Consider the following 26,245-nt stretch of genomic DNA (forward strand, 5'->3'; position numbering starts at 1 on the left):
AGACGGGCCTCTTCTTTGGAGGAGAAGAGGGATAAAGGAAAAGCCCCGGTCAGCAGGATTATCCTGCCCGTCCGGGGCTTCCTCGTTGTAAGATGTGAGGTTGGTTATTTATTATTTATTAAGCGTCAATATTTGCATACGTTGCATTCTTTTCGATGAAATCGCGGCGCGGGCCCACGTCTTCACCCATCAGCATGGAGAAGATATAGTCGGCTTCGGCTGCATTTTCAAGATGCACCTGCTTCAGCATGCGGTTTTCCGGATTCATGGTGGTTTCCCACAACTGTTCCGGGTTCATTTCACCCAAACCTTTGTAGCGTTGGGTGTGTACTGCGTTTTCCGAACCGCCGCCGTAAGTGTCGATGAACTTCTGGCGCTGCTGGTCTGTCCAGCAATACTCTTTCGCCTTGCCTTTGGTGCAAAGGTAAAGGGGAGGAGTGGCGATGTACAAGCAACCCTGCTGGATGACTTGCGGGAAGTAGCGGAAGAAAAGCGTCATAATCAGCGTGTCGATGTGAGAACCATCGACGTCGGCATCGGTCATGATGATAATCTTCTTGTAGCGCAGCTTGTCAATGTTCGCTTCTTTGCTGTCTTCACCGTCCACGCCGAAACGGATGCCCAGCGCCTGGATGATATTGTTTACTTCGTCGCTCTCGAATGCCTTGTGCCACATGGCCTTTTCCACATTCAGAATCTTACCGCGAAGCGGCAGGATAGCTTGGAACGCACGGTTACGGCCTTGCTTTGCTGAACCGCCTGCCGAGTCACCCTCGACGAGGAACAATTCGCATTCTTCCGGGTCCTTGCTGGAGCAGTCGGCCAACTTACCGGGCATGCCACCGCCGGACATCGGCGATTTGCGTTGTACGGATTCGCGTGCCTTACGTGCGGCGATACGTGCCTGGGCGGCAAGAATCACCTTGTCTACAATCAGCTTGGCTTCCTTCGGGTGTTCCTCCAAGTAGTAGGTGAGGGCCTCGCCCACAGCCTGGTCTACGGCGCCCATCACTTCGTTGTTACCCAGCTTTGTCTTGGTCTGTCCTTCGAACTGAGGCTCTGCCACCTTGATGGAGATAACGGCAGTTAATCCTTCGCGGAAGTCGTCGCCTGCAATCTCTACCTTGGCTTTCTCCAGCATCTTGTTGTCTTCGGCGTATTTTTTCAACGTACGGGTCAGTGCACGGCGGAAACCTGCCAAGTGGGTACCCCCTTCAATGGTATTGATGTTGTTTACGTAAGAGTGTACATTTTCGTTATAAGAAGTGTTGTACATGATGGCTACTTCCACCGGTGTGCCTTGCTTCTCGGTGTTGATGTAGATTACATCGTTCATGAAGTGTTCGCGTGAGGAGTCCACGTAGCGCACAAATTCCTTCAGGCCTTCTTCCGAGTAGAAGATTTCCTTCTTGGCATTTCCCTCTTCGTCCTTTACGCGAAGGTCGGTCAGTGAAATCTTGATGCCTGCGTTCAGGTAAGCCAACTCGCGCATGCGGGTGGCAAGAATATCATAGTTGTAGACTGTTTCCGTAAAGATGGTATCGTCCGGCCAGAACTGCTGGCGTGTACCGGTAATGTCTGTTGTGCCCACTTCCTTGACGGAGTAGAGCGGATGTCCGCAGGAATATTCCTGCTGATAGATTTTTCCGTTACGGAAAACCTGGGTAGTCATGTGTGTAGACAAGGCGTTTACGCAAGATACACCTACACCATGCAGACCTCCCGATACCTTGTAGGAACCTTTGTCGAACTTACCTCCGGCATGCAGTACGGTCATTACAACTTCCAGTGCGGATTTCTTTTCCTTTTCGTGATAGTCTACCGGGATACCACGTCCGTTGTCTTGTACGGTGATGGAGTTGTCCTCGTTAATGGTGACTTCGATGTGGTCGCAATAGCCGGCAAGTGCCTCGTCGATGGAGTTGTCCACAACCTCGTACACCAGGTGGTGAAGCCCTTTGCTGCTAATGTCGCCAATATACATCGCGGGACGCTTTCTCACTGCTTCCAAACCTTCCAGTACCTGGATGTTTTCGGCAGAATAGCTCCCGTTATTGGAGTGAATCTGTTCTTCAGTCATAATCTTTTTTCCTTATTGTAATAACAGAGCAAATATAGTGAAAATCCTCGGGATATGGTGCTAAACAAACGGATAAATTCGGGTAGTTTACAGCTTTTTAGCACAGAAAAGAAACTTGTGTGGAAGCAGGTAAATAGAGAGGTATAAATGAGAAAGGCCGGACTAAAAAGTCCAGCCTTGTAATATCTTTTGTGTAACAGTCAACTTAAGCCAGCTTGTTGATATAGATAGCCAATTTTGACTTCAGGTTGTTAGCCTTGTTCTTGTGGATTACATTAGTCTTAGCCAATTTATCCAACAGTTTTGTGATACCCGGATACATTGCTGTTGCTGCAGCTTTGTCTGTAGTAGCACGAAGCTTACGAACAGCGTTTCTCATGGTCTTGCCATAATATCTGTTGTGAAGTCTTCTTGTTTCTTCTTGTCTGATTCTCTTCAGTGATGATTTATGATTTGCCATCTCGACTAATCTTTTTTAATTCGTTTATTTTTTTATTTTGTAGCCCGTGGGGGAATCGAACCCCCCTTTCAAGAATGAAAATCTTGCGTCCTAACCGATAGACGAACGGGCCATCCTTTGGTGAGCGTTTCCGCTCTTGCAAAGAGCCTTTATTTCTCGTTTGCGGATGCAAAGGTAGAAACTATTTTTGAATTACCAAAACATTCGCAAGAAAAAAATATAGCTTTTTGTTGCTTTTTGTCATAGGTTAGCGTCTTGTTTGTTGAAAATCAGTGTAATACGTGCTTTTGCTTTTTGCACTCCTTACCTTGTTTTTTTATTCTTCTCCTTTTGTTTCTCTTCTTTCGGGCTTTTTTTGTAGCTTTGTTATCAGATTGAAACCAGATAAAGAAATCGGGAATGTTACAGAAAACACTGGGAATTGTGCTGCATACCTTGAAATATAAGGATACATCTCTCATTGCAGACATCTATACGGAGGTGGCTGGCAGGGCTTCCTTCATGGTGTCCATACCCCGTTCGCGCAAGGCGGCGGTGAAGCCGGTACTCTTCCAGCCGCTGGCATTGGTGGAACTTGAAGCCGATTTCCGTCCTAATGCCACTATATATAAGGTGAAGGAGGCGAAGTCTCTTTATCCTTTCGCCACGCTTCCCTACGATCCCTACAAATCTGCCATCGCTTTGTTTCTTTCGGAATTCCTTTATCGCGCCGTCCGGGAGGAGGCGGAGAACCGTCCGCTGTTTGCTTATCTGTATCATTCCGTCATCTGGCTGGATGAATGCAGGGAGGGGTTTGCCAATTTCCATCTGGTCTTCCTGATGCGCCTTTCCCGTTTTCTCGGTTTGTATCCCAACCTGGAGGATTATCATGCCGGAGATTACTTCGATTTGCAGAATGCTTGTTTCACTCCCTTGCGTCCGCAGCTCCATTCCAATTACATCGCTCCCGAGGAGGCGGCCCGCCTGACACAGCTGATGCGCATGAATTATGAAACGATGCATCTTTTCACCATGAACCGGTTGGAGCGTACCCGCTGCCTGAACATTATGAATGAATATTATCGTCTGCATCTGCCGGATTTCCCGGTATTGAAATCACTTGAGGTATTGAAGGAGCTTTTTGATTGATTATCGTCGATGTAACGGCCCAATAAGTGTGCGCTGCCTTTATTATAGGAGTAGGGAGTTTTACTTACTGCTGTAAGGGTCGTTACGATAAGCTGTAACGGTCGTTACAATATAGGGTAACGACCGTTTCAATATAGGGTAACCGTCGTTACATCATTAGGTAACGGCTTTTACATCTTATGGTAAACGGTCGGTAAATATAATGCGTTGATAGATAGCGTATAATCTCTTGTGGGGGGAGGATATGGATTGGTATGTAAAAAGCCGTGTTCAACAGACTTTGGACGCTGAGTCCCTCTGTTGAAGCACGGCTTATATGATAGGGGAAGTGTATTTCTTTATCCCAGCAACTCTTTTACTTTGGCTGAGATGGCGCGGCCTTCGGCAAGTCCGGCAAGTTTCTTGCTGGCTACACCCATCACCTTGCCCATGTCCTTGCCGCTGGTGGCGCCGACTTCGGCTATGATTTCCTTCAAGGCTGCCTCCAGTTCTTCGGCGCTCATCTGCTTGGGCAGATAGGTTTCAAGCACCTTTACTTGTGCCAGCTCATCGTCTGCCAAGTCCTGGCGACCTTGCTGTACATAGATTTCAGCGGCGTCTTTGCCTTGCTTGGTCAGTTTTTGGATAATCTTCAAAGCATCTGCATCGCTCAGGGTATCGTTGGCTCCGGGAGCGGTTTTGGCTTCAAGGAATACTTTCTTTACGTTTCTCAATGTTTCGAGAGCCACTTTGTCTTTGGCTTTCATGGCTGTTTTAATGTCTTCGCTGACTTTTTCAAATAAATCCATATTGTTATAGGTTTACTCCTGTTCCCCCGAAGGGGAGGAGGATGGTTTTACATATCGGGAACGGAAAAATCAGAAGGTGATGACTCCCCCTGCACCGCCTTCTGCCTCTTGCGCGGCTTCGGTGGCGAGCTGCCCTTCCTGCTCTGCCTTCATCTTGATGCTGTTCAGCGTGCTTTTGTCACGCAGATAGGTCGGAGAATTCTCTACCATGCTGATGATGTCGGCGTTGTCCATGTCTTCGGGATTGAAGAGATAGATATGGCGACGGCGGCTGCGCTGGGAACGGGCATTGGCATCCTTGCCATAGTACACTTCGCGGCGGTTGCGTCTCTGTTCCTCTTCCTCCTCCAGCTCGGCAAGGCGTTGCTGTTCTTCGGCGGTGCGCTGGGTGATGCGGTCGTCCATCTCCTTCATGTGGATGTCCTGGATACCGAAACCGGTGGCAAGCAGGGTGATTTTCACTTTCTGTTCCAGCTTGTCGTCAATGGCCATACCGAATTTGGTTTCGAAGTCGCGGCTGAAACGGTTCATGAACTCCTTCACCTCGTCCATTTCGCTCATCATCAGCTTGTATTGTGCACTGTAAGAGATGTTGAGGAGTACTTTCTTGGAGTTGAAGATGTCGTTGTTGTTCAGCAACGGCGAGTGCTGCGCGTTCTTGATGGCTTCGCTGACACGGTTCTCACCTTCGCCGTAGCCGGTACTCATGATGGCTACGCCGCCGTCCTTCAGCACTGTTTTCACGTCGTTGAAGTCGAGGTTCACCTTTCCATGCAGGGTGATGATTTCGGCAATACTCTTGGCGGCTACCGAAAGGGTGTCGTCGGCCTTGTCAAACGCGTCGTCTACGGATAGCTCGCTGTATATCTCGCTCAGCTTTTCATTGTTGATGACCAGCAGGGCATCTACGTGCTTGCTGATTTCCTCTACGCCATCCAGTGCCTGGTCTATCTTCTTGTCGCCCTCCCAGCGGAAAGGGATGGTGACGATGCCGATGGTCAGGATGTCCATTTCCTTGGCGGTTTGTGCAATGATGGGTGCGGCACCCGTACCGGTACCACCGCCCATTCCGGCAGTGATGAATACCATCTTGGTGCCGTCGTTCAGCATATTCTTGATGTCTTCGATGCTCTCTTCTGCTGCCTTGCGGGCACGGGCAGGGCGGTTTCCGGCTCCCAGGCCTTCTTTCCCAAGCTGTAACTTCACGGGCACGGGAGAGTCCTTCAACGCTTGGTTGTCTGTGTTGCACAGTACGAACGTCACGTCGTGTATACCTTCCCGGTACATATGGTTCACGGCATTGCCGCCACCTCCGCCTACACCGATTACTTTAATGATTTTCGGTGAATCGGTCGGGAAATCGAATTGTACTATATCTTCCATAATAACTTAATTTTCTGGCACATTATCACATTATTACTTCATATCGTCGTCCGAGAAGATTTCGTTGGAAAGCTTGTTGAAAGTCTTTTCGAACCAGCTGGGGCCTTCTTTCTTTTTCTTCTTCTTTTCTTCCTTTTCGCGCAGCTCCCTTTCTTTGCGCTCACGCTCCTTGCGTTCTTTCTCTTCCTTCTCGCGCTGTGCCTTGGCGGCGCGTGCGGCGGCTTCCTGCTCTTTCAGCGCTTCGTCGTCAACGAATATGTCGACCGGTTTGGGAGGAACATTGGAGGCAGGCTGCTGTACCGGCTTCACCTCTTGCAGGCAGCAATTCTCGTTGCCGGCAGCCAGCAGGCCCAGCAGTGTGTTGTGCATGCCGTCCTTCTTGGGCTCGTCGCTGCGTGTGTGGACGGTGGTCTGTACGAACTTGGCGGTCTTTACCTTTTCAATCTTGCTCACTCTATGGAAGGCTTTCTCAAGATTCTTCAGATTGGCTCCTCCACCGGTGAATACAACACCGGAGAAAAGTTTGTCCTCGTAGCCGGAAAGTTGCAACTGGTTCCATACGTTGGCAAGAATTTCTTCTGCACGTGCTCCAATAATATTGTTCAGCAGGGCCAGTTCGAAGGTACGGCCGTCTTCCGACGTGCATACGGCAGGGGTCTCGGCGTCTTCTTCCTCCTCGTAGAGGGCATTACCGTATTGCAGTTTCAGCTTCTCGGCATCTTCCTCTTCCATTTGCAGGGAAGTGATGTCGTGGGTAATGTTGTTTCCACCCAGCGGCAGTACGCTGAGGTAGCGCAGGATATTGTTCTTATAGACCAGCACGGTGGTGGTGTCGGCACCGAAGTCCACCAGTGCACAGCCCGAACGCATCTCGTTTTCGGTCAGCACGGCTTTGGCCAACGCAGTGGGAGCCACGAGCAGGTCGTCGGCAATTTCCACTTTGGCTTGCTCGAAGCTGTGTTCGAGGTTCTTCTTCAGCGAGGCACGCGCTACGATGTTGAGGAACTGCCCGGTGATGTATCTTCCGGCAACTCCTACGGGCTCCACATGCAGCGTGTTGTCTATCTTGTATTCTTGCGGGGCTACATCCAGCACACTCATGTCTACCAAGGGTACATCACGGTTCTCGTCGCAAATCTCGTCTACCAGTTCTTGCGAAATGATGCTCTCTTCCTCCAGCGTACGGCTTACCGCATTCCTCACCGTGCGCAATGATTGTCCGCCGATGCCTACATATACTTTGGCGATGGAGTTGTTCAACTGGCCTTCCAGCTTGTTGATGATGGAAGTCAGCGCTTGTGCGGCCTTGTCAATGTTGTAGATGGCCCCTTTGTGTATAAACGGGGATGCATCTTCGCGTGCATAAGCCAACACCTGGATACTTCCGTCACTGCTCTTCTTTCCTGCGATACCGGAAATCTTGGAAGAACTCAACTCGATAGCGGCGATGAAATCTGTTGTTGCCATATCTATTTATTTACTATTTTACTATTTACAATTTACTATTTGCTGCGCTTTGATAAAGAAGGGCTATTAGTAAATCCCTTTCTCTACTCTCTCTTTGTGCAGATGATTTGATTATCAAATTCAACGCTGATACGGGAGTATTTGTTCCAACCCACCTGGTTCAATCCTCTTTCGTAGAATGCCTTTACACGTTTCAGCTTCTTCTCGAATCCGGCAATCTTGCCTAAATAGATAAGATGGTCGCCGACACGGGGCACTAACTCGATGTTCTTGCCGGGCAATACGTGAATTTGCTCTATCTGTGCATTCCAAAAAGAATTCTTTTGCAAAAATACACCAAACTTATATAAATCCCTCATGGCAAACGACTTTTCTACATTTCCGGTTACAACGGCGAGGTGTGCAACGCACTTTGCATCGGGGGGCATCACGATACCTTTGTTGTCCAGATAGTAGTTTTCGCCGTTGGCGCTCATCACGCGCAGGATGGGGATGCGCTGGGTCACTTCGATGCAGAGCTTGCCGCTCGGGGTCTTGTAGCACTCCACCTGGTCGATGAGGGGATGCTTGGCAAGTTCGCGCTCCAAGGTCTTGGTGCGCACGCGTTCCAGGTCTTTCCCAACGGGGCTGATACCTTTCTTTTCCAGCAGGGTAGCTACTTCCTTCTTCGTGATGAAGCCGGCATATACCGTGTCTTTTATCACCAGTTCCACGTCTTGGCACACCTGCGAGGTGGGCTTGCGGTTGAAAGCTGTGACAGCCACTACCAGGTAAGCAATGACAAGCAACAGAACGATAGAAAGTAGAATCCTTTTAACCATGATATTTTTCTGATAATAGTTGGGTGATTTGGGGCGCATAGTTGTCCAGGTCTCCGGCTCCCAGCACTACCAATACTTCGGTGTGCTTTTGGGCGAGGAGGCTGAGGACGTCTTCTTTCCTACAGATGCATTTCTCGATGCCGGGGCGGAGGTTGTCATAAATCAGCTGACTCGTCACGCCGGGAATCGGTTGCTCGCGGGCAGGGTATATCTCTGTCAGAATCACCTCGTCGGATAGGGAAAGGCTGTCTGCAAAGTCACGATAGAAGTCGCGAGTACGGGTGTACAAGTGGGGCTGGAAGATGACGGTTATCTTCTTGTCTTGGTACAACTCGCGGACGGACTTCACGCTTTGGGCTATTTCGGCAGGGTGGTGGGCGTAATCGCTGAGGAATACAATCCGGTCGTTCTTCAGCTTGAAGTCGAAGCGGCGGTCCACTCCGCGGAAGCTTGCCATGCCTTGCTTGATTTCTTCGTCGGTGGCACCGCTGAGATGGGCGAGTGCCATGGCGGCAACACCATTCTCGATGTTGATACTGACGGGAACCCCCAACTGAATATCGTTGATGCGGGTGTCAGGCGCCACGAAGTCGATGAAGATTTCACCGTTTCCGATGCGGATATTCTCGGCATGGAAGTCGCCTTCGTTGCGCGAGTAGGTATAGGTGGTGACGCCCGGTTGTACGTCGGCTTGCATTTCCAGTCCTTTGTGCAGAATCAGGGCGCCGCCCGGCTGGATAAGCGTGGTGTAGTGGCGGAAGCTTTCGAGATAGGCTTCTTTGGTGCCGTATATATCCAGGTGGTCGGGGTCGGTGGCAGTAATGACACTCATCCAGGGCGATAGCCAGTGGAAGGAGCGGTCGAACTCATCCGCTTCGATAACGGTATAAGGGCTGGTGGCGGAAAGCAGCAGATTCGTACCGTAGTTCTTCGAAATGCCTCCGAGGAAGGCGGTGCAGCCCACGTGTGACTGGTGCAGCAGGTGGGCAGCCATGGTGCTGGTGGTAGTCTTGCCATGCGTACCTGCCACGCACAGGCCTTTACTGCTGCGGGTGATGATGCCCAATACTTGGGAGCGCTTATGTATGTTGAAGCCGTTTTCACGGAAATAGGTCAGTTCTGCATGCCCTTGCGGCACGGCGGGGGTATAGACCACGAGCGTGCTTGCCTTGTCTTTGCACTCCTCCGGAATAAGGTTGATATCCTCTTCGTAGTGTATCTGTGCTCCTTCCGTAATCAGACGTTCTGTCAGTTCGCTCGACGTACGGTCGTAGCCCGCTACTGTCTTTCCTTTAGAGAGGAAATAACGTATCAGCGCACTCATGCCGATGCCGCCGGCACCGACGAAATAAACGGAGCGAATGGCTTCAAGCCTCACCCCCTGCCCCTCCCCCGTAGGGAGGGGAGATGAGTTACTATTGCTTATATTTTTATTCATATTCAAATTTTTTCTTCAAACTCTTCTTCCAAAAGTATGATATTATAAAAAGAACGATAGCAGTACTATCTATTCCCCCCTCCCTACGGGGGAGGGACAAGGGGAGAGGCTCTTCAATACCTCCTTCGCAATAATTGTCGCCGAGTCCGGCAACGCTAGCTTGGCGATATTCTTGCTCAAGTCTTGCAGCTTCTCGGGGTTAGCGATTGTCTCCAACGCCACCGGCAGCAGCTTCTCTTTCGCTTCCACATCCTTCACATAGATAGCTGCATCCTTATCCACCAGCGCCAGCGCATTCTTGGTCTGATGGTCTTCGGCCACATTGGGTGAGGGAACCAGGATGACCGGCTTGTGCAGCAGGCAGAACTCGGAGATGGAACCGGCTCCGGCACGTGAAATCACCAGATCGGCAGCGGCATAGGCGTTTGCCATATCCTTAATGAAGTCCGTCACATACAGATTCGGAATGGCACTGATATGCGGGTTACGTACGGCTTCTCCCGTAGTGGCTGTAATGGCTTCTCTGACTTGGTCAATGTATATCTTGCCAGTCTGCCAGATAAACTGTACGTCGGGGTGGGTACGAATGATATCCAGGCCGGCGGTCAGTGTCTGGTTGATGGTGCGGGCTCCCAGGCTGCCGCCCAGAATGAGGATAGTCTTCTTTTCCGGGTTCAATCCGAAGTACTTTACGGCGTCTGCGTGCAGGATAGAATGTCCGAGCAGGTTCTGGCGCACCGGATTACCTGTCATGATTATCTTTTCTGCCGGGAAGAATTTTTCCATACCTTCGTAGGCCACGCAAATCTTGCATGCCTTCTGTGCCAGCAGCTTGTTGGTGACACCGGCGTAGGAATTCTGTTCTTGTATCAGCGTGGGAATACCCATCATGCCCGCCATTTTCAGCGTAGGACCACTGGCATAGCCACCTACACCGACGGCTACTTGCGGGCGGAACTCCTTGATGATGCTCCGTGCTTTCCACTGGCTTCGTATCAGTTTCAGCAGTACGGAGAAGTTCTTCCACAGATGTTTACGGTCGAATCCGGCAACGGGTAAGCCTATAATCCGGTAACCGGCATCTGGAACACGCTGCATTTCCATTCTTCCTTCGGCACCTACGAAGAGAATCTCCGCGTCGGGACACAACTCTTTTATGGCGTTAGCGATGGAGATGGCCGGAAAGATATGTCCTCCGGTACCGCCGCCGCTGATGATAAGCCTCACCCCCTTCCCCGTAGGGAGAGGGGTAGAGTTACTTTTGGTTGTATAGTTGTTCGCCTCTTTACTCATATTCTTGTTCTTTTTTATTTTTGTATTATTGGCATGCTCTCCATTACTCAATTATTCTTTTCTCCCCTCCCTACGGGGGAGGGGTTGGGGGAGAGGCTGTTATTCAAACTCCGCATCACTGTTCAGTACCTTTGCTGTCGGCTCGGCGGCTGTCTGTGCTTCGCTATCGGCCGGTTGTTCCGGGTTCTCGGCATTTCCGGCATCTATCAGCATCGGCACTTGCGCATCATGCATCCGCTGTTCCTCCAGCTTGGCTGTATAGCGGCTGACACTCAGTATCATGCCGATGTAGGCACAGTTGATGAAAGTGGATGTACCACCCTTGCTGATGAGTGGAAGCGGTTGTCCCGTGACGGGTGCCAGACCTACGGCAACCATCATGTTGAACAGCGCCTGCGTGACGAGCAGCAAGGCTATTCCGGTAATGAGGAAAGCGGGGAAAGTGCGGTCGCATTTTTTGGCGATACGGCCCACTCGCACCAATAGGCAGACATAAAGGAACACAACGACTATTCCGCCTACCAGTCCCAGTTCCTCGATGATGATGGCATAGATGAAATCGGAGAATGCCTGGCTCAGAAAATCACGCTGTACGGAGTTTCCCGGGCCCTTGCCTACAACGTTGCTCGTAGCTACGGCAATACGGGCATGTGCCACTTGCCCGTCGCCGTCGATGTCGAATTTGGCGGCAGGAACTTCCTCCTTGTTGGTAAAGTCTGCAATACGGGATTTTACAGTGGTGAAGCGGTGCCCCATCGGTATATTTTCCAATGTCTTGTCTGGTGTGGCCAGCAGGAAGGCGACAAAGACTGTTACGAATGCCACAATTCCTCCTCCCAGTATCAGCAGTTTCCTGGCAGATACCCGCCCGATGAACATCATCAGGTAGACCGTTCCGAAGAGCAGCATTCCCGTCGAGTAGTTTTCTGGCAGGATAAGGCCACAGACAATGCAGGTAATAATCATGATGCGCTTAAAGGCTTTCGGACTTGCACCGTCTTCATCCTGCCCTTTCGAGAGGATAAAGGCGGTAACGATGACAACGGCCATCTTCGCTATTTCTGACGGCTGGAACTGAATGCCCATGAAGGTCATCCAGCGGGCTGCGCCGTTTACGCGGTCGCCGGTAATGAATCCCATCAGCATCACAAAAGCCAGCAGTCCGATGGATATCGGAAGCAGGAATACCGGGAACACCTGAAACCATTTATAGGGGATGTTGTGTACCAGTACTACAATGACGGCGCCTACCATCAGGAGGATGCTGTGCTGCGTAATCGGTCCCCAATGGTCGCCACTCTTGTAGGTCAGCGTACTGGCAGCACTGAATACCTCTGTGATGGAGATGAGGCAAAGGAAAAGGAAAATAATCCAAATCACTTTATCGCCTTTGAATATGCTCTTTAATAAATCCAATGCTTCGCAAATTAAAAATTAATAATTAAAGAATTAAAAGTTGCCGTTCTTGTTACGGGATGCGTAATAGGACTGTTGCGGCATCCGTATCTTATAGTGCTCTGACACATGCTTTGAACTGATCGCCGCGGTCCTCATAGCTCTTGAAGAGGTCGAAGGAGGCACAGCAAGGACTGAGCAACACGGTTTCACCTTTCTTTGCCAGCTTGAAGGCTGCTTCTACGGCATCCTGCATGCCGGTCTGCACGTCGGCTACGGGCAGTCCCAGACGGTCGAAGAAGGCGTGCAGCTTTTCGTTGTGCAATCCCAAATAGACCAGGGCAGAGCACTTTTCGCGTACGAGGTCTTCGATTTCCGTGTAATCGTTTCCTTTGTCTTTACCGCCGAGGATAAGTACGGTTTTGCCGGTCATGCTTTGTAGGGCATACCAGCAGGAATTTACGTTCGTAGCCTTGGAATCGTTGATGAAGCTCACGCCGCGTACGGTGGCTACTTTCTCCAACCGGTGTTCCACTCCCTTGAAGTCGGACAAGGCTTTGCGGATATATTCTTTCCGGATGCCGGCCAAATTGGCCGAGATGCCGGCGGCTAACGAATTGTATAGGTTGTGTGTGCCGTGCAGCGCCAGCTCCTCTTGCTCCATATTGAAGGCTATCGGTTCGTTGATTTCCACTTCACCGTCTTCCACGTATGCGATGGCCCCGTCTTCCTTCACGGCAGCGAACGGGTAGAGATGGGCGCGCAGGCCATGCTTGTCCAGCTCGCGCTTGATGATGGGGTCGTCGTTCCAGAAGATAAAAGCGTCTTCCGATGTCTGGTTTTGGGTGATGCGGAATTTGGCGTCCACATATTTCTGCATACAGTGGTCGTAACGGTCCAAGTGGTCTGGTGTGATGTTCATCAGTACGGCAATGTTGGCACGGAAGTTATACATATTGTCCAGCTGGAAGGAACTCAGCTCAATGACGTAGTAATCATGCTGCTCCGTGGCTACCTGCAAGGCCAGGCTGTTGCCGATGTTGCCGGCGAGGCCGACGTTCAGGCCTGCACTCTTGAAGATGTGATAAATGAGCGAGGTGGTTGTAGTCTTTCCGTTCGAGCCGGTGATACAGACCATCTTTGCGTTAGTGTACCGTCCCGCAAACTCTATCTCAGAGATGATGGGCGTACCTTTTTCCTTTAATTTCATAATGAGCGGAGCGTCGTTGGGAATACCGGGGCTTTTCACTACTTCGTCAGCATTCAGAATCAGCTCTTCTGTGTGGTGTCCCTCTTCCCAGGCAATGCCGTATTTATCCAGCAGTTCCTTGTATTTGTCTTTGATGGCGGACATGTCGGAGACGAACGTGTCGAATCCTTTCACTTTGGCCAGTACGGCAGCGCCTGCGCCGCTTTCGCCAGCTCCTAATACTACAATTCTACTCATACTTTTTTAATTAAGAATTAAGAATGATGAATGAAGAATCGCTATGCAGCGAGATGATGTACAGCTAAATTCTTCATTCTTCATTCTTAGTTCTTCATTTGTTTGTTATCTAATTTTTAATGTTATAATCGTTATCGCTGCCAATACAATCGTCACAATCCAGAAGCGGATGGTGATTTTGGATTCGTGGAACAGCTTGTCCGGTTTGGTGAATACTACGCTGCATCCCGGCTCTATCAGGCTCATGGAAGTGCGGAAGTGGTCGTGTATCGGTGTTCTTTTGAAGAGACGTTGTTTCACGCCTTTCCGCTTGCCTGCCTTGTAGTAGAGGCGTTGCAGGATGACCGAAAGGTTCTCCACCAGGAAGATACCGCAAAGGATGGGTATCAGCAGTTCCTTGTGAATAATGATGGCGTATACTGCGATGATTCCTCCAATGGTCAGACTGCCCGTATCGCCCATGAATACCTGGGCCGGATAGGCATTGTACCACAAGAAGCCGATAAGTGCACCGATGAAGGCACAGATAAAGATTACCAGTTCTTCCGAGCCGGGAATGTACATGATATTCAGGTAGCCGGCATATTCAATGTGGCTCGATACGTAGGCGAGTATTCCCAAGGTCAGTCCGATAATGGCAGAGTTCCCTGCCGCCATTCCGTCCATTCCGTCATTCAGGTTGGCTCCGTTGCTGACGGCGGTAACTACGAAAATCGTGATAATCACAAACAGTATCCAACCTGCTGTCTGGGCATGTTCACCCATGAAGCCCACTAGGTCGGCATAGTCGAAGTTGTTGCTCTTGAAGAATGGGATGGTGGTCTGTGTTGCCTTGATTTCCTTGGCGGCATGCACCACTTCTATCTGTCCGTCCGGTTTCTCTATTTCTATGTTCTCGCGGATAACCACCTGCGGACTGAGGTAGAGAGTCAGTCCGACGATAAGTCCCAAGCCTACCTGACCGATGATTTTGAACTTACCGTGCAGGCCTTCCTTGTCCTTCTTGAATATCTTGATGTAGTCGTCGGCAAAGCCCAGCGACCCCAGCCAGATTGTGGTAATCAGCATCAATATCATATAAATATTGCTCAATTTGCCCAGTAGTAGGCAAGGAATGAGTATGGCAAAAATAATGATGACACCGCCCATGCTGGGTACTCCCACCTTGTTTACGCCGAACGGGTCGATGCTGGCATCACGTTGCGTTTCAGTAATCTGCTTGCGTTTCAGTAGATTGATGAACTTATCTCCCCAGATACTCGAAATGAGCAATGCCAGAATGATTGCCATCAACGAACGGAAGGATGTATAGCCAAACATGCCCGCACCGGGGAAGTCATATTTGTCTAACCATTGAAATAAATAGTATAACATGATGTTAATTATTTAATTGTTTAATGTGCTAATGTGCCAATATGCTAATTGATAGTCTGGTATATCTGCTGGTAAAGGAATGAATATCCTACATGACGCATGGCAATTAGCACATTAGCATATCAGCACATTATTTCATTTAATATCTCTTTGTCGTCAAAATGGTGTTTCACGCCTTTAATCTCCTGATAATTCTCATGCCCCTTGCCTGCAACGAGAATCACGTCTCCCGGCTGTGCCAGCATGCAGGCTGTCTTGATGGCTTCGCGGCGGTCGGTGATGCTGATGGTTTTCTGCATGTCGTCTTTATCCAGTCCCGCCAGCATGTCGTTGATGATGTCCTGCGGCTCTTCAAAGCGCGGGTTATCGGAGGTGATGATAACCCGGTCGCTCAAGCGGGCGGATTCTTTGGCCATGATGGGACGCTTGCCTTTGTCGCGGTTGCCGCCGGCGCCCACAACGGTAATCACTTTCCCTTTTCCTTCCAGCACTCCGTGAATGGCGTTCAATACATTGACCAGGGCGTCTGGAGTATGCGCATAGTCCACAATGGCGGTGTAGCCTTTCGGTGAACGGATGGCATCGAAGCGGCCGGTTACCGGATGCAGCGTGCTGAGGGCAACCAGTACATCCTCTTCTTTCTTGCCAAGCAATACGGCAGTACCGAATACCGCCAGCAGGTTGTAGGCATTGAACTTTCCGATGAAACGTACTGCCAGTTCGTGATTGTTGAAGTCGAGTAACATTCCCTCGAAATGAGACTCCAAGACTTTGCCTTTGAAGTCGCTAAGACTACGCAAAGAGTAGGTGTATACCTTCGAACGGGTATTCTGCGTCATCACAAGTCCGTTCTTGTCATCCAGGTTGGTCAGGCTGAAAGCTCCTTTTGGCAGTTCGTCGAAGAACTTTTTCTTGGCTTTGAGGTAGTTCTCCACCGTTTTATGATAATCCAGATGGTCGCGGGTCAGATTAGTGAAAATACCGCCGGCAAACTTCAGACCGCTGATGCGCTTCTGGGCAATGGAATGGGAACTGACTTCCATGAAGGCATACTTGCAGCCGGAATCTGCCATTTCTCCGAGCAGGCGGTTCAGGGTTATCGGGTCCGGGGTGGTGTGTTCGGTCGGTACGGGCAGGTCGTCGATGTAATTGCATACAGTGGAAACCAGTCCGACCTTGTAGCCGAAATAGCGGAAAGTATTATATAATAAGGTGGCAACGGTTGTTTTTCCGTTGGTTCCGGTCACGCCGATGAGTTCCATCTTGGATGTAGGGTCGCCATAGAAAGTGGTAGCCACTTTCCCTACGGCATCTTCACTGTCTTTCACCTGAATGTAGGTGATGCCGGCCTTAAGCTCTTCCGGCAATTCTTCACACAATACTGCAACAGCCCCTTTATCGATGGCAGCCGGAATGTAGGCATGCCCGTCGGTCTGCGTACCACGCATGGCCATGAACAGATGTCCGGTTCCTATCAGGCGGGAATCTATATTCACCCCCGTTATCTCCATGCTTGTACTTCCGGTAATCCGGACCGGCTGTATTGTTTGCAACAAATCACTTAATCTCATACCTTATTATATATAGTGTATATCCAAATCTTGTTTATTCTCATGTTAACGTAGTGTCAGGGCTATGGTTTGTCCTTTCACTATCCGGCTACCGCTTGCTATGGACTGGTTCCTCACCCGTCCTACGCCGTTTAGCCTTACTTTCAGTCCTTTACTCTCTAAAAGGTAGACAGCATCTTTCGCTCCCATACCTACCACGCTGGGCACGGTGCCCGAGGCCGGTTCCTGGTCTTGCAGGATGACTGCCGACGGAGCTGCTTGTGTATGCCCCCACTGTTCCTTTTTCTTTTGTCCGGCGAACTGTTTCTGAACGGGCACTTTCAAATCATTCAGTACAAGGAGTGCTTCGTTCATCTCTCCGGCTTTCACGGGAGGAATCACATTGGTGGTACTGTCTATGGCACTGCGTATGTCAAAACGCAGGTCTTTGGCATAAACTCTTTCTGCTATTTTCCCAAAGACACTACCTGCCATCAGACCGCCTGAAGCTGGTAACCCAGGCTTCTGAATGGAAACGATGCAACTGTATTTGGGTGCTTCCGAGGGGAAATATCCGCAGAAACTTACAAGGTAATTCACCCGTCCCGACTTATATCCGGCGGCTCCTTGTGAAATCTGTGCCGTACCCGTCTTGCCCGATACGGAGAATTGCTTGCTGCCGGCGGGTTTTGCCAGACCTTGCGATACCACTTTCCGAAGGATTTCGCGGATCTGTGTCAGGGTATGGTCGGAACATATCTTGGGATTGATTACTTCCGTAGGATATTCTTTCACTACCTCACCGTCCTTTACCGCTGCTTTCACAAACTTGGGGCGTACCATGACCCCGTTGTTGGCTATGGCATTGTAGAAGGTCAGTATGTTCATAGGAGGTACCTGAGTCTCGTAGCCGATACTCATCCACGGCAAAGTCGTTTTGGCAAAATAACGCTCTTTGGGTCCTTTGATGTTGGGCTTCCCTTCACCGGGTATTTGCAGATGAAGCGGCTGGTCGATGCTCATGCGCTTCAAACCGTCCACGAACTTCTGCGGATTATCCTTGTAGTGCTTGTCGATGAGGTAGGAGACGCCCACATTGGAAGAAACTTCCAGAATACGTGTCACATCTATCTTTCCATAACCTCCCCGGTGCCAGTTGTGGTCTCTCATCTTGCTGCCGTACATATTCATAATACCGTTGCCCGTGTCTACCTCGGTATCCGGGGTTATCTTGCCATCTTCCAGTGCCACCATAATGGAGGCTGTCTTGAAGGTGGAGCCCGGTTCCAACATATCGCTGATGGCATTACTGTTCATTTCGTAGTAATTGCCGTCTCCGGCTTTCATCATGTTGACAATGGCCTTTACTTCTCCGGTAGCCACTTCCATCAGTACGGCTACCCCGACATTGGCATTGATTTCCTTCAACTTGTCTACCAGGGCTTTTTCGCAGATGTCCTGCATGCCTACGTCGAGGGTGGATATGATGTCACAACCGTCTACCGGGGGAAGGTCTACGATATTCAGGTATTTATTCATCACCTTCTGACGGTGGGTAATACCGTTCCGTCCTTTCAGCAGGGTGTCGAAGGCCAGTTCAATGCCGTTACGGGCTCCCATGGCTGTATCGGCATAGAGACGGCCCAGGGTTTGGGCTGCCAAAGAACCGAACGGCTTTTTACGCTGGTTGTATATCTGTTCGTGGAACCCGCCTCTGTACTTGTTCATCTTGAATACGGGTAACCGCTTGGCTTCCTTATACTGAATGTAAGAGATGCGCCGGTTGCGGTTGGGAAGAATGTTGTAGTTCCGGCTCTTCATCTCCCGCCCCTTGCGCAGATGGCTTTTGAAGGTGGCGGCACTGATGTCCGGAAAAATCTGATGAAGCCCGATACAGATGGAATCGAAATTGGCTTTCCAGATAGAATCCTTGCGCTGCTGGTCCTTTTTGCGGCGCTTCTCGTCCCTTTCGCCGGACATGAAGTCCATATATATTTTATATTCCGGCAGCGAACTTGCCATCAGTTTGCCATCCGAGGACAGGATATTTCCCCGGTTGGGCTTCACCGTTACATTCTCTTTTACGAAGCGGTCGGCTACATCGTGCCAGTACTGTCGCTCGGCAAACATAATCATGGCGCCTTTCACAACAATAGCTATCCCCACCAACCCCATGAGTAGGACGACGAAGAAGTAACGGGTCATTATGTTTTTTTTATTTACAGCCAATGTTATTTACGATTTAACGATTTACGATGTACTATTGAAATTACTTTAATCCTCAATTCTCCATTATTTTAGTAAGTACGGTGGATTAGTGGAAGTCTGCAAATCGCTTTCTTTGGTGGCGATGTATTCCTCGATGCGTGATTGGCGGCTCCGCTCCATCAATTCCGAACTGCGTGTCAGGGCATCGTACTTGATGTCTATCAGCTCTTTTTTAAGATTGTCTATCTCTATCAGTTGCAGTTGGCATTCGTAACGGTTGTTGATGTAAATAATGATAAGCACCATGATAAGGAACAACAATCCGGCTTGGCGGCGGAAGAAGTCTGTGGCCAGAATGTCGCCTCCGATGATGTTCTTCAGTGAGGTGCGTTTTTTCACCTTTTCCGTATTCTTTTCTTCTTGCTTCTTTTCCATTGCTAGTCACTAATCATTCATTACTCTTTCTGCAATTCTCAGCTTGGCGCTGCGCGAACGCGGATTGCGCTCTATCTCTTCCTCGTCCGGTACAATCACTTTGTTGTTGACTAGCCGGAACGGGGTCAATACGTTCCCGAAAAAATCTTTTTCGGCCTTGCCTTCCACGTTGCCGGTTTTCATGATATTCTTCACCATACGGTCTTCCAGGGAGTGATAGGTTATCACCACCAGGCGGCCTCCCGGCTTTAGCGCTTCTGTTGCCGCATACAGCATTTCTTTCAGTGCTTCCATTTCCTGGTTTACCTCAATGCGCAATGCTTGGAATACTTTTGCCAGTTCTTTCTTCTCGCGTTCGCGGCCGAAGAGTGGCTTGACGATTTCCAGAAATTCGCCGATGGTGGCAATTCTCTGCGTAGCCCGTGCCTTAACGATGACAGATGCCAGTTTCCGGCTGTTCTTCAGTTCGCCGTACAGATAAAAAATATCGGCCAGCTTTTCTTCTTCGTAGGTATTCACGATGTCGGCAGCGGTCAGGCCGGCACGCTTGTTCATACGCATATCCAGTGCCCCGTCGAAGCGGAAGGAGAATCCCCGTTCGCTGTCATCAAAGTGATGGGAAGATACGCCGAGGTCGGCAAGTATGGCATCCACTTTTTCGATGCCGTGATAGCGTAGGAAGTTGTGCAGGTAGCGGAAGTTGCTGCGTACGAATGTAAAATGCGGGTTGTTCACAATGTTACGTTCCGCATCCTCGTCCTGGTCGAAGCTCAGCAGCCGGCCGCCGTCTTCCAGGCGGGACAGTATCTCGCGCGAATGTCCTCCTCCACCAAACGTTACGTCTACATACGTGCCGTCCGGACGGATGTTCATTGCATCTACGCTCGGCATCAGCAATACGGGGATGTGATATGTTGTTTCTTCTTTCATCATCTGTTGTTTATAGCTTATTTTCGTCACAACAAATATTTTCGTCTCCCAGCAGTTCTTCAAGAGCCTCGCTGAACTCGTCGGGGTTCATGAATGGTTGGTCGGCACGTTCCTTAGCCCAGATTTCTATTGTGTTGTCCACACCAATGAAGCGGACATCACTTTGTATACCCGCCATTTGCAGGTAACGTTTTGGGAGCAGGATGCGTCCGTTCCCGTCAGGGGTCATAACTTCCGCGTCACTTACGAACTGGCGGAAAATCATTTGTTGTTTGGCGTTCCATTTATTCAGCCGGCAGCGAAGTTGGTTTTGAGTGGCAAACCATACACTTTCCGGGTAGAGCACCAGGCAATCCTGATACACGTCCTTACGCAACACGAGTCTTTCTTCAGAAGCGGCTTGCAGCTGTTTCCGGAAGGTGGCCGGGATGAAAACTCTTCCTTTTGCATCCGCCTTAGCCTCGATATTACCTAAAAATTGTATCATTTCTCACCTTATTATAATAAGCGACGGTAAAAATACACATTTCCCCACAATTCCCCACAATCTTTTAACTAAAATCTTAGGAAGAAGTTTTCAACACCTTGTTGATAGCTTATTCATTTGATAATGAAGCTGCTTTTGAAACGCTTTGCTGGTGGGGGATTCGTGTAGTCTCTTTTGAAAAGATTCGGTTGAGGATGACGGTCTTTGGTTTGAAAGTCGCTTGTTGGTGGAATGGTGTCTTGGGTGGGAAACTTCTTTCCCAGCTTTGCGGATATCTAAACCAAGACTTGGTTTCTCTATCCCCAGGCTTGGTTTGGAAAAACCAAAGTTTGGGATAAAGCTCTTTCTTAACTCTTTCTTGTTTTAGTATTAACTTCTGAAACTTTTTTTGTTAACTTCCCGTCTATTTTGTGAACGTTACTACTTACCGGAAGATGATGGGAGGGAGGAGTGATAATATTCCCCCTGGAGTGGTTGATTATTACATTCATCCACAGAATCCAGGGGGGATAAATGTTTTTTTACTGTATGCTGTTCAGCAAGTCTAGCTTGCCCTCGTTCACCAGTTTTAGAATGAGTTCGCCAAACAATGTGTTTTGCCATGCAAACCAGGCGCGGGTGAACTTGGCGGGATTGTCTTTGTGGAAAGACTCGTGCATAAAGCCGGTTCCGGCTTCTGTATCCATCAACATCTTCACGCAAGTTTTAATCTCTTCATCGTTCTGGCTTGTGAAGGCTTTCATCATGATGCTCATCGGCCAAATCATGTCGTAGCCGATGTGCGGACCTCCAATGCCTTCGCCTGCCGTACCTTTGAAGAAGTATGGGTTATCCTCGCTCCATACGAAACGACGGGTGTTCTGGTAAATAGGATCGTTGATGTCCACATCGCCCAGATAGGGCAGTGCGATAAGGCTCGGTACATTGGCGTCGTCCATCAGAAGGTGGTTGCCGAAACCGTCTACCTCGAAGGCATAGATGGTGCCGTATTTGGGATGGTTGTAGGTAGCGTATTTTCGTAGGGCGGTTTCTACTTCTCCGGCCAGGTCGGTACATTCTTTTGCAAGCTCCGGGCGGTTATTGACTTCAGTCAGAATCTCGGCTGCCTTACGCAGCGAAGATACGGCGAAGAAGTTGGAGGGTATCAGGAATTGGAAGGTGGTGGCGTCATCGGAAGGGCGGAAAGAAGATGCAATCAGTCCGACCGGTTTCACCGGATTGCCCCAGCCGTCGTTGGTCATCGTGTCCAGTGCGCGTTCAGTTACCCGCTGGAAATGGTAGGAACCGCGTCCGTCACGGCGCTGTTGGTCGCGGAAGGTGGTCAGGATGTTTTGGATTGCTTTTATCCACTCGGCATCGAAGATGCTTGTATCACCGGTCGTTTTCCAGTAATGGTAGGCAAGGCGTAGCGGATAACACAGTGAATCGATTTCCCATTTACGCTCGTGCACCTCGTCGTTCATGTCGGTAAGGTCGGTTTTCCAGTGTCCGTCGGGGATGGGGCCGTCGTTGAAGGCGTTGGCAAACGGGTCTACATTAATCAGCTTGAATTGGCGGTTGATGACTCCTGCAAGCATCGTCTTCAGTTCCTTGTCTTCATTGGCCAGCTGTACGTAGGGCCACACCTGCGCACCTGAGTCGCGGAGCCACATGGCATGGATATCTCCGGTGTAGACAAATGTGTCGGGCTTCCCGTCTTTCTTGTCCTTGCGGAAATGGACGGTGGTGTCCAGCGTGTTGGGAAAGCAGTTAGTGAACATCCATGACAGCTTCTGATTTTTCAGCAGCTGCTGTATCCGTTGAATTTGTTCTTCTACGGCTTTGGAACGGAACAGTCGTTTTGATTCTACCGGTCGGTTGTCTTTCTTGATAGCGTCGGAGGCGCATACGTGGTTACTCATGGCCGGCTGTACGGCAAAAACGGCAGGAGTAGCCATTGTCATTGCTGCAAATGTGCAGGCTGTAATGATTGTCTGTTTCTTCATGTTGTTTATTAATTACTCGGTTTTTCTTTAGGTATCTTGGTTTGTGTCCCATGATTGCCCAAAGATAAGCATATTTACTTTTTTATCCGGCCAATTAATAAACAATTCTTAGGTTGCCGTATTCTCTTATCTGAAATCTTTCAGTTCCTGTTGCAGTTTCTGGCGGGTAAAGAAGATGCGGCTCTTTACTGTTCCAAGTGGGAGGTTCAGCTTTTCTGCGATTTCACGGTACTTGAAACCGGAGACATGCATGGAGAAAGGTATCTTGTACTCACGTGGCAAGGCATTGACAATGCGGTGCATTTCCTTCAGGTCGTAGGCGCCTTCTGTGCTGTCGAGTGTGAGGTCGTGCGGCGTGTTCAGATGATAGAGATTGTCTGTGGTATCTACAAATGTCTGGTCACGTACCACTTTACGGTAATTGTTGATGAAAATATTACGCATGATGGTATATATCCATCCTTTAAAGTTGGTATCAGGTGTGTACTTCTCTTCATTGTCCAGAGCTTTCAGGGATGTCTCTTGAAGCAGGTCGTTGGCCTCTTCGCGGTCGGAGGTTAATTTATATGCAAAGCGTAATAAGTCGTTTTGAACTCCGAGTAGGTCTTGGGTAAATGTTCTATTATTCATAATGGATGTTTTTTAAATTATTGTTCGTTTTATTGATGATGCAAAGCTACGGATGATTTCTCTTTTTGATAGACGGAAATCAAACTCTCTTTGGGGTAAAATCTAACAATTGGCAGTTTTCGGGTGGCTTTGGTTAGCTTTCAGTGCCTCGGATAGGTGGAAAAGTGGGATGTAGCCAGAGATTGCTATCCTGATTTTTGTAAATAATATTGTCGCAAAGCGTAACGGCTTGAATGAGTTTGTGTACGAAATACAAGGGGCGAGACCATGAAAGGCAGACGCGGGATTGTCCCGACCTGCCTTTCTCTCTTTTGATACAACTAAAATCTGTACTCTTCTTAATTTATGGAAATCACTGGTTTTATATGCTGAGTGCTTAAACAAAATCCTTCAAGTCTTGTTGTAGTTTTTGGCGGGTGAAGTAAATGCGGCTCTTTACCGTGCCTAAGGGCAACCCTAGCTTCTCTGCAATTTCGCGGTATTTGAAGCCGGAGACATGCATGGAGAAGGGAATCTTGTACTCCCGTGGAAGGGCGTTGACAATGCGGTGCATCTCTTTCAGGTCATATGCGCTTTCTGTGCTTTCAAAAGCGGCGTCGCGCGGCAGGTTCAGGTGATAGAGATTGTCCGTGGTATCCACGAAAGTCTGGTCACGCACCACTTTGCGGTAATTGTTGATGAAGATATTGCGCATGATGGTGTATATCCATCCTTTGAAATTAGTATCGGGCGTATACTTCTCTTCGTTATCCAGAGCTTTCAGGGATGTTTCCTGCAAGAGGTCGTTGGCTTCTTCACGGTCGGAAGTAAGTTTGTATGCAAAACGCAATAAATCGTCTTGAACTCCGAGCAGGTCTTTTTTAAATGTTATATTGTTCATATGTGCTATGTTTTTTTTCGTTAATCTTGATATTGCAAGTTTACGGAAGTTTTCTCTTTCAGGCAGACGGATTTCAAACATACTTTAGGGGAAAAACTATCAATTGACAGTTTTTAGGTGCTATTTGATAGATTTCGGGTGCAGTTTTCTGTCATTTTTTTGCGATTAATTAAAAAGATGAGTTAATTTTGCGCATTCATTTCATCAAAAGAAGAATGGCTGACGACTCTTTATTTTTGATTGACATAGACAAGATACTTCGGGAAAAGGCTCCGAAGCAGTCTAAGTATATCCCCAAGTTCGTGGTTTCTTATTTGAAGCACATCGTTCATCAAGAGGAATTGAATGTCTTTTTGCGGGAGTCGAAAGATAAAGTCGGTGTAGATTTCCTGAAAGCTTGTCTGGAGTTCCTTGATGCCAATATTGTGGTAAAGGGGGAGGAAAATCTGCCTAAAGAAGGGCTTTATACTTTTGTGTCCAACCATCCCCTGGGTGGGCAGGATGGAGTGGCACTGGGTTATGTCCTGGGCTCCTTTTATGGTGGCAAGGTGAAATATATGGTCAACGACCTGCTGATGAACCTGCACGGACTGGCGCCGCTTTGCATCCCCATCAACAAGACGGGAAAGCAGGCCAAAGACTTCCCCAGAATGGTGGAGGCGGGATTTGCTTCGGACAATCAGCTCATCATGTTTCCCGCAGGGCTTTGTTCGCGTAGGCAGAATGGGGTCATCCGTGACTTGGATTGGAAAAAGACCTTTATCGTGAAGAGTGTCGAAGCCCACCGTGATGTAGTTCCCATCCACTTCGAGGGGCGGAACTCCAACTTCTTTTATAATCTTGCCAATTTTTGTAAGATGTTGGGCATCAAGTTCAATATCGCCATGCTTTACCTGGCAGATGAAATGCTGAAGAATCGCCATAAAACATTTACCATCACCATAGGGAAGCCTATCCCCTGGCAAACTTTCGACAAATCGAAAAGCCCGGCCGGATGGGCGCAATATGTGAAGGATATTGTATATAAATTGTAGAGAGACCGTATTTATATTAAAGAAGAACTACTAACAGAAAAATATGGAAGATGTTATTGCACCGATAAGCAAGGAGCTGTTGAAAGCGGAGTTGACTGAGGAAAAGCGTCTGCGCATGACCAATAGAAGTCATAATCAGATATATATCATTACTGCCCAAGACTCTCCGAATACAATGAAGGAGATCGGCCGTTTGCGCGAGATTGCATTCCGTGCTGCGGGAGGAGGAACGGGCAAGTCTATGGATATTGATGAATATGACATCATGGACAACCCGTACAAGCAGTTGATTGTCTGGAATCCGGAAGCAGAAGAAATTTTGGGTGGATACCGTTATATCTTAGGTACGGATGTGCGTTTTGATGAACATGGTGCCCCTATTCTGGCAACTGCCCATATGTTTAACTTTTCGGATAAGTTTTTGAAGGACTATCTTCCTACGACCATCGAGTTAGGACGTTCGTTCGTTACGTTGGAGTATCAGTCTACGCGTGCAGACAGTAAAGGTCTGTTTGCGTTGGATAATCTGTGGGATGGTTTGGGCGCACTGACCGTAGTCATGCCCAATGTGAAGTATTTCTTCGGAAAGGTGACTATGTATCCCAGCTATCATCGTCAGAGTCGTGATAAGATTCTTTATTTTCTTCGGAAACACTTTGCGGATAAGGACAACCTGATTACTCCGATGAAGCCGTTGCTTCTGGAATCGGACGAGAATGAATTGGCGGCTCTCTTCTGTAAAGACTCTTTTAAGGAAGACTATAAGATTTTGAATTGTGAAATCCGTAAGGCGGGGTATAATATTCCCCCGCTGGTGAATGCCTATATGAGTCTCAGCCCTACCATGCGTATGTTCGGTACAGCCATCAATTACGGTTTCGGAGATGTGGAGGAAACGGGTATCCTAATTGCCGTGGACGAGATTTTGGCAGAAAAGCGCATTCGCCACATCGAGTCGTTCATAGCGAGCGAACCGGAGGCGTGCAAGCTTACGTCGGGAGCAAATAAGGTTGTATCATAGGACTATCCGGA

The 26,245-nt window shown here is 49.0% G+C and carries 22 protein-coding genes and 1 tRNA gene; 3 read left to right on the forward strand and 20 right to left on the reverse strand.

Annotation, left to right across the window (positions count from 1 at the left end):
• Positions 1-118: 118 nt before the first annotated feature.
• From gyrB to DXD78_RS08185, 3 genes are all read right to left on the reverse strand, one after another.
• Positions 119-2,080, reverse strand: coding sequence for a DNA topoisomerase (ATP-hydrolyzing) subunit B (gene gyrB, locus DXD78_RS08175; RefSeq protein WP_005830422.1), 1,962 nt, complete (start codon positions 2,078-2,080; stop codon positions 119-121).
• Between the two features lie 205 nt (positions 2,081-2,285).
• Positions 2,286-2,540 (reverse strand): 30S ribosomal protein S20, encoded by a 255-nt coding sequence (gene rpsT, locus DXD78_RS08180; protein WP_005830420.1) that lies wholly within the window; start codon positions 2,538-2,540, stop codon positions 2,286-2,288.
• Positions 2,541-2,580: 40 nt separating this feature from the next.
• A tRNA-Glu gene (locus DXD78_RS08185) sits at positions 2,581-2,652 on the reverse strand.
• A 287-nt stretch (positions 2,653-2,939) separates the two neighbouring features.
• Between DXD78_RS08185 and recO the strand changes: the two genes are divergently transcribed.
• Positions 2,940-3,668, forward strand: coding sequence for a DNA repair protein RecO (gene recO, locus DXD78_RS08190; RefSeq protein ID WP_005834546.1), 729 nt, complete (start codon positions 2,940-2,942; stop codon positions 3,666-3,668).
• Between the two features lie 338 nt (positions 3,669-4,006).
• Here the strand turns inward: recO and DXD78_RS08195 are convergent, their stop codons facing one another.
• The 17 genes from DXD78_RS08195 to DXD78_RS08280 form a co-directional block, all read right to left on the reverse strand.
• On the reverse strand, positions 4,007-4,456 hold the full coding sequence (locus DXD78_RS08195; protein ID WP_005830410.1) for a GatB/YqeY domain-containing protein: 450 nt from the start codon (positions 4,454-4,456) through the stop codon (positions 4,007-4,009).
• Positions 4,457-4,525: 69 nt separating this feature from the next.
• Positions 4,526-5,839, reverse strand: coding sequence for a cell division protein FtsZ (gene ftsZ, locus DXD78_RS08200; RefSeq protein ID WP_009037694.1), 1,314 nt, complete (start codon positions 5,837-5,839; stop codon positions 4,526-4,528).
• Between the two features lie 33 nt (positions 5,840-5,872).
• A complete protein-coding gene (gene ftsA / locus DXD78_RS08205) occupies positions 5,873-7,306 on the reverse strand; it encodes a cell division protein FtsA (RefSeq protein WP_005834548.1) in 1,434 nt (477 codons plus the stop codon).
• An 83-nt stretch (positions 7,307-7,389) separates the two neighbouring features.
• Positions 7,390-8,127 carry a cell division protein FtsQ/DivIB gene (locus tag DXD78_RS08210; protein WP_009037695.1) on the reverse strand — a complete coding sequence of 246 codons (738 nt, stop codon included), beginning with the start codon at positions 8,125-8,127 and terminating at the stop codon, positions 7,390-7,392.
• Positions 8,120-9,565: a UDP-N-acetylmuramate--L-alanine ligase gene (murC, locus tag DXD78_RS08215; protein ID WP_050756852.1), complete on the reverse strand. Its 1,446-nt coding sequence runs from the start codon at positions 9,563-9,565 to the stop codon at positions 8,120-8,122. The genes DXD78_RS08210 and murC overlap by 8 nt, the downstream gene beginning before the upstream one ends.
• A 69-nt stretch (positions 9,566-9,634) precedes the next feature.
• On the reverse strand, positions 9,635-10,858 hold the full coding sequence (gene murG, locus DXD78_RS08220; RefSeq protein ID WP_008662690.1) for an undecaprenyldiphospho-muramoylpentapeptide beta-N-acetylglucosaminyltransferase: 1,224 nt from the start codon (positions 10,856-10,858) through the stop codon (positions 9,635-9,637).
• Positions 10,859-10,957: 99 nt separating this feature from the next.
• On the reverse strand, positions 10,958-12,274 hold the full coding sequence (locus DXD78_RS08225) for an FtsW/RodA/SpoVE family cell cycle protein (protein ID WP_005834555.1): 1,317 nt from the start codon (positions 12,272-12,274) through the stop codon (positions 10,958-10,960).
• Between the two features lie 91 nt (positions 12,275-12,365).
• The gene (gene murD / locus DXD78_RS08230) at positions 12,366-13,700 is read right to left on the reverse strand and encodes a UDP-N-acetylmuramoyl-L-alanine--D-glutamate ligase (protein ID WP_009037698.1); all 1,335 of its coding nucleotides are present in this window, start codon (positions 13,698-13,700) and stop codon (positions 12,366-12,368) included.
• Between the two features lie 105 nt (positions 13,701-13,805).
• On the reverse strand, positions 13,806-15,074 hold the full coding sequence (gene mraY, locus DXD78_RS08235) for a phospho-N-acetylmuramoyl-pentapeptide-transferase (RefSeq protein WP_005830392.1): 1,269 nt from the start codon (positions 15,072-15,074) through the stop codon (positions 13,806-13,808).
• Between the two features lie 122 nt (positions 15,075-15,196).
• A complete protein-coding gene (locus DXD78_RS08240) occupies positions 15,197-16,645 on the reverse strand; it encodes a UDP-N-acetylmuramoyl-L-alanyl-D-glutamate--2,6-diaminopimelate ligase (RefSeq protein ID WP_009037699.1) in 1,449 nt (482 codons plus the stop codon).
• A gap of 45 nt (positions 16,646-16,690) precedes the next feature.
• Complete coding sequence (locus DXD78_RS08245) at positions 16,691-18,829, reverse strand: penicillin-binding protein (RefSeq protein WP_005830388.1); 2,139 nt, start codon at positions 18,827-18,829, stop codon at positions 16,691-16,693.
• Between the two features lie 87 nt (positions 18,830-18,916).
• Positions 18,917-19,267 carry an FtsL-like putative cell division protein gene (locus DXD78_RS08250; RefSeq protein ID WP_005830386.1) on the reverse strand — a complete coding sequence of 117 codons (351 nt, stop codon included), beginning with the start codon at positions 19,265-19,267 and terminating at the stop codon, positions 18,917-18,919.
• A 9-nt stretch (positions 19,268-19,276) separates the two neighbouring features.
• Positions 19,277-20,197, reverse strand: a complete 921-nt coding sequence (gene rsmH / locus DXD78_RS08255; RefSeq protein ID WP_008662693.1) for a 16S rRNA (cytosine(1402)-N(4))-methyltransferase RsmH — start codon at positions 20,195-20,197, stop codon at positions 19,277-19,279.
• 10 nt (positions 20,198-20,207) lie between these two features.
• Complete coding sequence (mraZ, locus tag DXD78_RS08260; protein WP_005834563.1) at positions 20,208-20,684, reverse strand: division/cell wall cluster transcriptional repressor MraZ; 477 nt, start codon at positions 20,682-20,684, stop codon at positions 20,208-20,210.
• Between the two features lie 521 nt (positions 20,685-21,205).
• Positions 21,206-22,627 carry a glycoside hydrolase family 125 protein gene (locus DXD78_RS08270; RefSeq protein ID WP_085931532.1) on the reverse strand — a complete coding sequence of 474 codons (1,422 nt, stop codon included), beginning with the start codon at positions 22,625-22,627 and terminating at the stop codon, positions 21,206-21,208.
• 168 nt (positions 22,628-22,795) lie between these two features.
• On the reverse strand, positions 22,796-23,299 hold the full coding sequence (locus DXD78_RS08275) for an RNA polymerase sigma factor (RefSeq protein WP_005830374.1): 504 nt from the start codon (positions 23,297-23,299) through the stop codon (positions 22,796-22,798).
• A gap of 376 nt (positions 23,300-23,675) precedes the next feature.
• Positions 23,676-24,179, reverse strand: a complete 504-nt coding sequence (locus DXD78_RS08280) for an RNA polymerase sigma factor (protein ID WP_008662699.1) — start codon at positions 24,177-24,179, stop codon at positions 23,676-23,678.
• A 215-nt stretch (positions 24,180-24,394) separates the two neighbouring features.
• On the opposite strand from DXD78_RS08280, the gene DXD78_RS08285 reads away from it, so the two are divergent.
• Positions 24,395-25,213 carry a 1-acyl-sn-glycerol-3-phosphate acyltransferase gene (locus tag DXD78_RS08285; protein WP_005830371.1) on the forward strand — a complete coding sequence of 273 codons (819 nt, stop codon included), beginning with the start codon at positions 24,395-24,397 and terminating at the stop codon, positions 25,211-25,213.
• A gap of 43 nt (positions 25,214-25,256) precedes the next feature.
• Positions 25,257-26,234 carry a GNAT family N-acetyltransferase gene (locus tag DXD78_RS08290; protein WP_005830370.1) on the forward strand — a complete coding sequence of 326 codons (978 nt, stop codon included), beginning with the start codon at positions 25,257-25,259 and terminating at the stop codon, positions 26,232-26,234.
• Positions 26,235-26,245: the final 11 nt, after the last annotated feature.

The sequence above is a fragment of the Bacteroides sp. D20 genome (genome assembly GCF_003436255.1).
Lineage (GTDB): Bacteria > Bacteroidota > Bacteroidia > Bacteroidales > Bacteroidaceae > Bacteroides > Bacteroides uniformis.